The organism is Brevinematia bacterium (assembly GCA_039630355.1).
In the GTDB taxonomy this organism is placed as follows: domain Bacteria; phylum Spirochaetota; class Brevinematia; order DTOW01; family DTOW01; genus SKYB106.
Genome location: JBCNVF010000004.1, coordinates 1 through 10,417, shown reverse-complemented (window position 1 = coordinate 10,417; position 10,417 = coordinate 1). Strand labels below are relative to the sequence as shown.

Below are 10,417 nucleotides of genomic sequence, written 5' to 3'. Positions count from 1 at the left end.
CCTCTAGTTGCTTAACCAACATCAACACCCCTTGTAGTATATCAAGAGGCTCAAAACCTGTGACAACAATAGGAACCTTGTATTTTTTTGCAACTGTTTCGTATTCGGTGTAACCCATCACTGTGCAAACATGTCCAGGTGCAAGAAATCCACTTATCTTTCTGTGTTCCGAATTCAATATTATTTCCATCGCAGGGGGTATGAGAAAATGAGAAACTAACATAGAAAAATTTTTGATCCCCATTCTTTTGGCTTGGTATATCGCCATAGCGTTTGCAGGTGCAGTAGTTTCAAACCCGATGCCAAAGAAAACTACTTCCTTATCAGGACTTTTTATAGCAATCTTGAGAGCATCCATCGGAGAATAGACAACCCTTACATCACCTCCTTCCTCCCTTACTGTGAAAAGGTCTTTCTCCGTCCCCGGAACCCTCAGCATATCTCCAAAAGAGCAGAAAACAACATTGGGCATTGAAGAGATCTTTATCGCTTTGTCTATGATCTCAACAGAAGTTACGCACACAGGGCAACCAGGACCATGAACAAATACAATGTTTTCGGGCAAAAGCTTATCTATACCAAATTTAACTATAGTATGCGTCTGACCCCCGCAGATTTCCATTATCACCCAGTTCCCCTTAGCAACCTTCCGTATTTCATCAATATACTTGTTTGCTGTTTCGGAGTCTCTGTATTCGTCTATGTATTTCATTCACTACCTCCCAACTCTTTCTCAATACCACCAATCTCCTTAATATACTCAAACACCTTCTGCGCCTCACTTTCATCAAGTTTACTTATCGCAAAACCAACATGAACTATAACATACTCACCTACCTTCACGTCAGACACATATTCTAAGCACACTTCTCTTCTCACGCCTCCAAACTCAACCTTCCCCATAAGCGGGAAAGAATCTTCTCTTATCTCAACCACCTTTCCAGGAATTCCAAGACACATCTTCCTACCCCAGCTTCCTAATAAAAAGTAAAAAATACTCCCTCCTGCTAACAACTTACAATCCAAAACCCTAGTCTTATTGTAAAATTTCCGATGCTTCCAAAACCACAGAAGGTATTGTTTTAGCTTAGTTGTAAATATCCTAGGCTGGAGATCAGAAGCAAAAGTTGTCCTATAATGGATTAGTTTTGTGTAGTTCAGGTTTTAGAAGTAAAGCAAAGTTGAAAAACAAGTTGTCATTTGTTTTTAATAAGGTGAAAGGTAGATGGGAGAAGGGGGAGAAATGATAGAAAGAAAGGTTCATTTGATAATGGAATTAGATAACGTTCTTTATGACTTTGCAAATTATTACCTCAATATCTCTGAGTTCATTGCTAATCTCGTTAGTGACACTTTTGGTATTGACAAAGAATATTTTTTATCAGCTTTTATCTCAAAGCTGAAAAATTCAATCTTCGTCAATAATGACTATACCTACATTACATACGAGCTACTAAAGGAGCTGAAGAGGAATCCTGTGTCTCTTGAAAATAATGGAGCTAGAGTGTCACTTATAAATTCCATCAAGACCAAGTTCAATCAGGCTAGGCTGAGGTACCTAAAGTTCTTTCCGGGATCAATAACCCTTTTGAAGAACTTTAAGGAATCCAAGATAGGAATAATAGGTCTAACGAATTCGCCAGCGAGAGTGGTAAAGCAGAGAATAAAGCTTTTTGAGATAGATAAATACTTTGACGTCATATACTGCCTCCAAGATAGTTTCTCGGGAGAAGATCAAGGTTATGAAAATGAAGACTCTCCTGAAGGAATCTGGTTTCATAGCATTTGCAATAATGTCTCTTCTCTGATGTGTGATATAGTTGAATTCCCATCTATGTACCAAAAGCCTTCAAAAAGAATACTTCTTAGGATACTTGAGGATGAGAAAATTCCGGAAGAAAATGTAATAGTTATAGGCAACTCAATAGAAAATGATATACTCCCAGCTAGGTTGCTGAAAATGAAGGCAATTTTGGTTGATATCAAAACAAAAATCTTGAACCGCAAAACTCTGTCAAGATTTATGAAAGACATACCCGTCAAACAACTTAGAAAAATTCTTAACCTACCAAACAATAAACCCCTACTTCCTAAGGTAGAGAACTTGACGAGGGTGTCATCAATTCCTGAGCTTATTTATGCATTTGAAGATGCAAAGATAATAGCATAGTTTACTCAAACAACTTGTATAACTCAGGCTGTATTGGTGGCACTTCAATACCTACACTTTTCTTTGAGGTTACTTTAAACTCCACGAATGGTTCAAAAAAAGCGAAATTCCTTACCTCATCCTTATATAGTCTTATACCACCACTTAGCGAAGCGGTCCAATCATATAGATCTCGCAAAAGTGATATTGTTACCCCCTTATTCTTAAAAAGCGTCCTTCTGAGAGCATCAATGTTAAATATATTAACCGCATCAATTATATCCCGAACTAGGTCCACCTGAGGAACATTGTATTTCTGTGCATACTCAGAAACATACCTATAAAGCTTGTTGTTCACCACCGAAGTTGTAATGGTAAAACTCCAATGTTCGTCAATCATACCCATAGCAGAAAAATTTAGTGTGAAATTATTGTTTATCGGGTTTACGTAATCAAAAAGAAGCCCGTAGCTAAGGCTTAAATACGTCAACTTCTGAATCACTACTCCCAAATACAGATCCTTCGCAGAAATCCCACCAGATAGCGACACTAAAACAGGGTCAAAAACTGTATTTTCATTTGAAACCTTTACCCTATAGGATATTCTGTAGTTCAACCAAGGCCCAAGAGAGATATTTAAGGATACGGGATTGGATATCTTGTTGGTCCAGTAGTGTTTATCATCTCTGTACCTGATCTCATTTTTCAAGTAGAGTAGATTGTAAGATACACCTGAGGATAGAGAAATGGACGAAAATCCAAGAAAATTTAAAACAACGTTTGATAGTATTGACAAGTCAAGTAACTTTAAGGAAATACTTGCACCAATACTATGAGAGGTGACGTTATCTACATAGGGATCTTCATCAGGTGAAAGTAATTTCGGCTTTGTTAGCCTATAGGACAGGTTATGCGAAGATGAAATTGTGAAATCAGAGTTGAATACGCTCTTGCTGAACAAGTTTCTTGATACAGAGAGAGAATTTCCCATATTCAGTGTAGCAAGTGAGTTTAGATCATCTTGTTTTCTCCTTAGAATATCCTGAGTTCTTGTCCATACACTATTATTCTGGATATTGATAGAGGAATTTAGGTTGAAAAGATCATTAAATAGAAGTAACTGCCCATTCACACCTACACTCTCCTTATGGTTGAATGTATCTTCTAAAGGCGTCCCATCCTCTATGCGGTACACGGAATTAGGATGAATAGAAATACTAGCAGATGGAGTTACCCCAAACGATATCCACTTGATTGAAGATATATTTGTAGTAAAACTTGGTTGCTGGAACTTTTGAGAAATGCCTTTTGCAGGCTTAGAGATAAGATTAGTATCAATGACAAAGTTTGTAGTTATACTCTCAACTATATTCGTAACTATAGAATAGTTAGTCTTACCTTCTCCAGACAACATCAAATTGGTGCCAATGTTAGTAGTGAAATTAGTTCTTATAGTTATAAGATCCATCTCAAAGGAGGATCTAGATTTTACGCTTTCATTAGTAACACACTTCATAATGTTAGTCGTGGTGGATAAGTTTGTCAAAACATTTGTTTTTTTCTCTTCATACGAAAATGAGAGCAGTTTACCAAGGTTAGCTGAGTATGAAATATACGGACCTGATAATCTTTGAAGATCATACCTGTAATAGTCGTTTGCGTATTTATTCGTTTTGTTTTCTATCGTTACAATATCAAAGCTGTTGGTATTGGTTATGCTATAGCCACTTCTTAGGTTGTATATCCAATCTAAACCTAGACTGAAGGAGGAGATACCATACTGATAGTTTATTCTCAAATTTCTGGTGATATTTTGTTTTGGACCTGGTGGAATCCAAAATCTATTCTCATATGGAAGTAAAAACCTTCTTACATCAAATCTCTCCCTTCGGAAGGAAAACTTTGTAGGTAGATACGGATCATTAAGATCTTCGGTGGAAAAACTTATAGATGTGCCACTACTGCTGTAATTAAGCTTTAAGTTGTAATTCCAACCAAAAGTTCTATACTCTCTGTAGTCCCTTTTCCCATACTGGTCTATAAAATTAACTATGTAGTTACCATACACTTCATACTTTTTGTCATACTCAAAATCAACAATAGCACTTATCGTAAGGTTTGAGATGATATTAATATTTGGTGCTTCAAATCCTACATATTCCCCAAGCCTTTCGTAATGATCAAACTTAATCTTCAATCTTGGTAAGATCTTCTCCCCAAACCAGTTTTTAGGATAAAAAGTATTTTGGATGTAGAAGCCTAAGGTTGTCTCTAACCCAAAGTCAGTGAGAATATCTGTGTATCTGTATAACTCAAAATAGGTTGGTAGATACAAAAACGAGCCAGAACCTACAAAGTAAGAGTTATTTAGAGACAGCAAGTAGTCATTCTTGTAATACCAAACTCTATAGGCATTTATCTTATATGTTGGAAAGAATAGATCGTTCTTCGTAAAAAAAACATTCTCAAAAAAAAACCTATCCTGGGACAATTGCTTTACAATATCTGCGTAGTAATATTGTTCATCAATCTTAGTCTTTGCGTTATATAAGGATACCTTTCCTACTCTAAGATCATAGAAAAATTTATCTCCTTCAAAAAGATCTTTACCGCTTACGAACTTAACATTTCCTTCACCAACAATCTCTCTAACTTCGTTATCTACAATAATGGCAGTCAATCTGTTACACCTAAGTTTCTTGTCCTGATGGATCGCATTTATCCTTCCCTTAAAGGTTACAACGGTAAAGTTAGTTTTCTGTAGAGCTTCAATTGCTTCAAACTTGTCCACAAGTATATACTTACCTAAATCAACCCGACTAGCTTCTATAAGTTCTGAAAATTTCGGGTAGAGAAGTTTTTTACTGGATACATTGGAATGAGTTCCTACCGAACTTTCCTCAAATTGAGGAAATGTATCAGTAATGAAAAAAAATAAAAGGAAAAAAGTAAGAAGAATTGTTAAACCTCTCATACAACAAAAGTAATTATCAAAAACTTTCTAAACTTTATTCAATTTTTAACTATCTATGAGAGTAAGTTCCAGGATTTATAATATAGGATGTAGTATTTCTTTTACTACTCTCGCAGTCCCTGACGGGACTGGGTGAATATTCTTCTTATAAGAGGCTTAGGATGGAAATTGGAATTTATTGACTCAGATGAGAATAGGGAAATTGCTATGGAAAGCTGGGCTTTTATATCATTAATTAAGTTTGGAGTTTTATATGTACTTTCAGGATGTCTTAATGGAGCTTAAGCGATTTTGGGCTGAGAAAGGGTGTATAATAAGGGAAGGATGGGATCTTGAAGTAGGAGCTGGAACTTTCAATCCTGATACCTTTTTGCGGGTAATAGGTAAAAAACCCTGGAATGTAGCTTATGTTGAACCTTGCAGAAGACCTACTGACGGTAGATATGGACAGAATCCTAACAGGCTAGGGTTTTACTATCAGTTTCAGGTGATTATGAAACCGTCGCCAATAAATATTCAGGAAATGTATTTAGAGAGTCTTGAAAGGCTAGGAATAGATACTAAGGAACATGATATAAGGTTTGTTCATGATGACTGGGAGTCTCCAACATTAGGTGCGTGGGGACTTGGATGGGAAGTATGGCTTGACGGTATGGAAATAACGCAATTCACTTACTTCCAGGCAGTTGGTGGGATAGAGCTTGATCCTGTGCCTGTTGAGATAACCTATGGCTCAGAAAGAATTGCTATGTATCTTCAGGATGTAAGCAATGTTTTTGACCTAAAGTGGAATGAAGAGATAAAGTACGGGGATTTGCAAAGAATGTTTGAGTATGAATACTCGGTGTATAACTTTGAACTTGCGGAAGTTGGGATGTATTTTGAGTTGTTCAATAACTATGAGAAAGAAGCTAGAAGGCTTATAGAAAGGAGACTTGTTTTTCCTGCGTATGATTTAACAATAAAGTGTTCACACATTTTTAACATTTTGGATGCGAGAAACGCTATAAGTGTTACTGAGAGGGCAAACTATATATCAAGGGTAAGGGAATTAGCATCTATGTGTGCTAGGATTTGGAAACAAATGCAAGAGGAGAGCGAGGAGGTTTAGGTTGGAAAGGGTGGTAGTGATAAGGGAGGCTACACCTGGTGATGTTGACAGTATATATGAGCTGATAAAACCCTTCGTTGACAAAGGAGAGCTTTTGCATAGGAGTAAAGATGATATTTTGGATCATATAAGGAATTTCATTATAGCTGATATAGAGGGAGATGTTGTTGGGAGTATGGCTATGAAGTTTTATAGCGAAGAAGTTGTTGAATTTAGAACACTAGCGGTGAAGCAGGAGTTGCAGAAAAGAGGGATAGGAAGAATGCTAGTAGAGAGGGGTTTGGAGATGGCTAAGGCTATGGGGGTAAAGAAAGTTTTTGTGCTTACAAGAAGTGAGGAATTTTTCAGGAAGTTAGGTTTTAGAGAGGTTAGTAAGGAAATTTTTCCAGAAAAGGTTTGGTCTGATTGTCTTGTATGTCCTAAGCTAAATCACTGTGATGAAACCGCTATGATTAAGGAGATAGAGTAGAAGGGGGTTGCGGTAAAGTTTGTTTACTTCTACCTTTAAAGAGTATCAATAGCACAATTCCTACCACTGTTGAACCTATACTGCCTACGTATATGCCAACCTTTGCTAAGTCAAGGTAGTGTGGAAAGGTGCTGAAGGAAAGGTGAGCTATGAATAGAGCCATTGTAAACCCTATTCCTGCAAGCCAGGAAACTCCGTAAAACTCCTTCCATGAAACTTTTTCCGACACTTCTGCTATTCCAAGTTTTACTGAAAAATATGAGAAAGTGAATATTCCGGTGGATTTGCCAAGCATTAGCCCTATAGCAACTCCCAGTAGGACAGGATGAGTTAGATCACTCCATGTGAAGTTTCCAAAGCATACACCGGAATTTGCTAGGGCAAAGATAGGTAGCACGAAAAAGGCAACCCATGTAGCAAGTGAAGTTTCAAACCTCTGTAGGGGCGGTTCTATACTTTTAAGTTTTGCTTTCGTTTCCTGGAAGTCGGGTTTTGTTTCTCCCAGGAGTTTTCCTTTTTCAATGTTTCTAGATATTTTCTCAAGAGACTCTGATATAACTCTTATCTCCTTTGGTAAATTCTTATTACTGGCATTTGAAGGTATAGCAAAGGCTAGTAGAACTCCAGCAATCGTCGGGTGTATTCCTGACTTTGAGAGTAGCATCCAGAGCACAAAGCCCGTTATAACATATAGAATCGTTGGTCTGATTCCGAGTTTGTTAAACAGAAGTATAAGAATTACTACACCGAATGCTAATAGGATGTACTCAAGTTTTACTCCAGTTGAGTAGAATAGTGCTATTACTACCAAAGCCATTATGTCATCAACTATTGCTAGTGCAGTAATGTTTACCTTTGATGCATGAGAAATCAGTTTTCCAAGCATCATCATCACTGCGACAGTGAAAGCTATATCTGTGGCCATTGGTATTCCCCATCCTCTGAAGCTATCTTTACCAAAGTTGAGCAGAGAGTATATAAACACAGGCATCAATACTCCCCCTAACGCAGCAATTGATGGCAAGATAGCTTTCTTTACGGAAGCAAGCTCACCAACTAGCATCTCTCTTTTTATTTCCATACCAACCATTAGGAAGAACAGAACCATAAGTCCGTCATTTATCCAGTGCAGTAGTGATTTGGAAATTTGAAATTCCCCAACGTGTATGGATATCTTTGTCTCAATTACTTTGAAGTAGATATCTTTCAGCGGAGAGTTTGCTAAAATTACCCCAATTATGGCAAAAGCAAGAACTATTACACCTCCTACTTTTTCGTTTTTGAGGAAGTGTGAGATTGAAAAGAGACTTTTTACATAACCTTTTTTTATCTTTGTTTTAGCCATTTTGAGAACTCATTATAAATCTGGTACCCGAAAATTCACAAATTGTGTTTGTAGTGCCGAAGCTGAGTAGTAACTCAGTTAGCTACTAAAAGAGATATTACCACACTATAAAGAAAACCCACCTAGTCTCCAGCAGAGAACTGCAAGAGAAAGGAGGGAAAACTACACCTAGTTGTGGATTTTAGATTTTATTGCTCTTGGCTCTGTCAAATTGAGAGGTTTTTGGGAGCTTTTTCACAATATAAGTATCCTATGAGAGGTAGATTTTCCTATATTTTTGGACCGATTCCTTCAAGAAGGTTAGGAATGTCATTAGGAGTTGACATTATACCGCACAAAATTTGCATTTATGATTGTGTGTTTTGTGAAGTAGGGAGAACTAAAAGGCAAACTGCTATGAGGAGAGAATATGTTAGGAAAGATGATGTTATAAAGGAATTAGAAGCTTTCTTTAGTTGTTATGATGGTAAGATTGATCACATTACTATTACGGGAGAAGGTGAAACAACTCTTAACTCTAGGTTAGGAGAAATTATTTCTGAGGTAAAGGATAGGTTCAGATATCCGGTAGCGGTTCTAACCCATTCTGGTAATATTTATGATGAGGGTGTGAGGAATGGATTACTGTTAGCTGATGTTGTTTGTCCCTCTCTTGATGCAGTGACTCAAGAAACTTTTGAGAAAGTAAACAGGCCTATCAACTCAGTAAGAATAGAGAAGATAATAGAAGGACTTGTGAGGTTCCGTGAAGAGTTTAAAAACAAGATTCTTCTTGAGGTACTTCTCGTTAAAGGAATAAATGATTCTGAAGAGGAATTAAGGAAAATAGGGGAAACCTGTTGTCTGATAAAGCCTGATATTGTGCAAATTAGTACTGTTGACAGACCTGGGGCGTATCCTGATGCTCTTCCTCTTTCTTCAGAGGAGTTGCGTAAAGCGAAGATGATAATATCCAGTTATTATGCTAATGTGGAAGTGTTAAGCAGGCATTATGTCAATCCAGAACCTTTGAAAAAAGACATCATAGGTCTAAGAGAGGATATTGTTGAGATACTCAGAAGAAGGCCTCTTACTGTGTTGGATGTAGTTATAGCTGAGGGAATTGATTTTTTTAAAGCTAAGCAAATACTTTCTGATCTTGAGAGAGAAGGGGTTGTAGAAGAGGTGCAGATAAATGGGACAAAATTTTTTAAGCTTGCTATCAGGAGATAGGAGATTCTGAGAGCAGTTTTTAGGCCTGGGTTAGAGAATTTTCTTAAGCCAGTCAAATACCTCCTCTAGGGAGGAGGCGTTGATTACAGGGTCTCTTTCTCTATAATCTAATCTCTTACCTGCAACCTCTTTGCTCCAACCGTTGACAAAACTACAAGCAATTATCGGCTTATTGAATTGCCATGCATAGGCAATCTCGGATAATGTTCCTGCTCCTCCACCAACGGCAACAACTACGTCTGCGGATAGAACGTTTATATAATTTCTTGCAAATCCCATGCCGGTAGGGATAACGACAGTAGCAAAAGGTGTTACATTCTCAAGGGAATCAAAAGGGGTTATAGCAACAACAGTTCCTCCCTCTTCATACGCTCCTCTGCTTGCCCAGTCCATTACACCATCTCTACCACCCGTTATCAAAACCCAGCCATTTCTAGCTATAAACCTACCAATCTCATAAGCAACTTTGTTTTTGTCCTCAAACTCACCGCTATCTCCTATGAGAAGAACTTGCTTTTTCCTTCCGCTAACTGTATTTCCCTTCATACTATTTCGCTTGTTGTAGTACTAAATCTATGAGGTTAGCGATGATATTTGCTTGAGAATCTGGGTATTTGTTGGTAAGTAGAGAATACATCTCTTTAGACTTATCGGGCTTCCCTAGATAGTAATATACCTCTGCACACTTTATAAGTGCAACTGGAGCTAAGAAAGATTTTGAGTGGTTCTTGAAGATAATTTCGTAGTTTTTTATTGATTCTTCAAACATTCCCATAGCTTCGTAAGTTTGTCCAACGTTGAATATTGCAACAACTTTAAGAAACTCTGACCTAGAGTTCGTAGCTTTGGAATAGTAGGATAGAGCTGTATCATATGCTCTACCTTCACTGTTGTAGTAGATATCACCTAGTATTATGTTTGCTATTGCAACTATGTTGTAATCTTTTTTAGTTGCTGATATTTCTTGAAGTGTTGAGATGAAATTTTGGAAGCTTTGTTCTAAGTTTTCGTTGTTTCTTGAAGAAGAGATGTATGAGAAGTACGCAGTATCAAACTTGTTCTTCAAGCTTTCCTCTTCTGCTTTTTGTATAGAAAAGTATACCAATATTCCAACTAATCCCACCACGACGACAGTTCCTGCTAGGGTTGGTAGAGCC

At 37.4% G+C, this 10,417-nt stretch carries 10 protein-coding genes; 4 read left to right on the top strand and 6 right to left on the bottom strand.

The features are described 5' to 3' along the window. Positions 1 to 712 (bottom strand): hydrogenase formation protein HypD (gene hypD, locus ABDH28_00165; GenBank protein MEN2997443.1); only part of this gene is annotated, 712 nt, incomplete at its 3' end. Continuing rightward, positions 709 to 960, bottom strand: coding sequence for a HypC/HybG/HupF family hydrogenase formation chaperone (locus ABDH28_00160; protein ID MEN2997442.1), 252 nt, complete (start codon positions 958 to 960; stop codon positions 709 to 711). The genes hypD and ABDH28_00160, both read right to left, overlap by 4 nt. A 283-nt stretch (positions 961 to 1,243) precedes the next feature. Between ABDH28_00160 and ABDH28_00155 the strand changes: the two genes are divergently transcribed. Beyond that, positions 1,244 to 2,170 (top strand): HAD hydrolase-like protein, encoded by a 927-nt coding sequence (locus ABDH28_00155; protein ID MEN2997441.1) that lies wholly within the window; start codon positions 1,244 to 1,246, stop codon positions 2,168 to 2,170. 1 nt (position 2,171) lies between these two features. Here the strand turns inward: ABDH28_00155 and ABDH28_00150 are convergent, their stop codons facing one another. Further along, positions 2,172 to 5,123: a hypothetical protein gene (locus tag ABDH28_00150; protein MEN2997440.1), complete on the bottom strand. Its 2,952-nt coding sequence runs from the start codon at positions 5,121 to 5,123 to the stop codon at positions 2,172 to 2,174. Between the two features lie 253 nt (positions 5,124 to 5,376). Here ABDH28_00150 and ABDH28_00145 point away from each other — a divergent pair, with 253 nt between their 5' ends. Together ABDH28_00145 and ABDH28_00140 are read left to right on the top strand one after the other, a co-directional pair. Further along, positions 5,377 to 6,234, top strand: coding sequence for a glycine--tRNA ligase subunit alpha (locus ABDH28_00145; GenBank protein ID MEN2997439.1), 858 nt, complete (start codon positions 5,377 to 5,379; stop codon positions 6,232 to 6,234). A 10-nt stretch (positions 6,235 to 6,244) separates the two neighbouring features. Continuing rightward, positions 6,245 to 6,703, top strand: a complete 459-nt coding sequence (locus tag ABDH28_00140; protein ID MEN2997438.1) for an N-acetyltransferase — start codon at positions 6,245 to 6,247, stop codon at positions 6,701 to 6,703. Here the strand turns inward: ABDH28_00140 and nhaA are convergent. Continuing rightward, the gene (gene nhaA, locus ABDH28_00135; GenBank protein MEN2997437.1) at positions 6,687 to 8,048 is read right to left on the bottom strand and encodes a Na+/H+ antiporter NhaA; all 1,362 of its coding nucleotides are present in this window, start codon (positions 8,046 to 8,048) and stop codon (positions 6,687 to 6,689) included. The genes ABDH28_00140 and nhaA overlap by 17 nt on opposite strands. Positions 8,049 to 8,300: 252 nt before the next feature. Between nhaA and ABDH28_00130 the strand changes: the two genes are divergently transcribed. Next, positions 8,301 to 9,260, top strand: a complete 960-nt coding sequence (locus ABDH28_00130; GenBank protein ID MEN2997436.1) for a radical SAM protein — start codon at positions 8,301 to 8,303, stop codon at positions 9,258 to 9,260. Positions 9,261 to 9,290: 30 nt separating this feature from the next. Here the strand turns inward: ABDH28_00130 and ABDH28_00125 are convergent, their stop codons facing one another. Further along, positions 9,291 to 9,806, bottom strand: coding sequence for a TIGR00725 family protein (locus tag ABDH28_00125; GenBank protein MEN2997435.1), 516 nt, complete (start codon positions 9,804 to 9,806; stop codon positions 9,291 to 9,293). A gap of 1 nt (position 9,807) precedes the next feature. Continuing rightward, positions 9,808 to 10,417, bottom strand: a 610-nt coding sequence (locus ABDH28_00120; protein MEN2997434.1) for a tetratricopeptide repeat protein, incomplete at its 5' end; no start/stop codon positions are given.

Bases quoted from the DNA above. Each gene is read 5' to 3' on its own strand.
- ABDH28_00160 (MEN2997442.1), bottom strand. From the start codon at position 960: ATGTGTCTTGGAATTCCTGGAAAGGTGGTTGAGATAAGAGAAGATTCT.
- ABDH28_00150 (MEN2997440.1), bottom strand. From the start codon at position 5,123: ATGAGAGGTTTAACAATTCTTCTTACTTTTTTCCTTTTATTTTTTTTC.
- nhaA (MEN2997437.1), bottom strand. From the start codon at position 8,048: ATGGCTAAAACAAAGATAAAAAAAGGTTATGTAAAAAGTCTCTTTTCA.
- ABDH28_00125 (MEN2997435.1), bottom strand. From the start codon at position 9,806: ATGAAGGGAAATACAGTTAGCGGAAGGAAAAAGCAAGTTCTTCTCATA.
- ABDH28_00155 (MEN2997441.1), top strand. From the start codon at position 1,244: ATGATAGAAAGAAAGGTTCATTTGATAATGGAATTAGATAACGTTCTT.
- ABDH28_00130 (MEN2997436.1), top strand. From the start codon at position 8,301: ATGAGAGGTAGATTTTCCTATATTTTTGGACCGATTCCTTCAAGAAGG.
- ABDH28_00145 (MEN2997439.1), top strand. From the start codon at position 5,377: ATGTACTTTCAGGATGTCTTAATGGAGCTTAAGCGATTTTGGGCTGAG.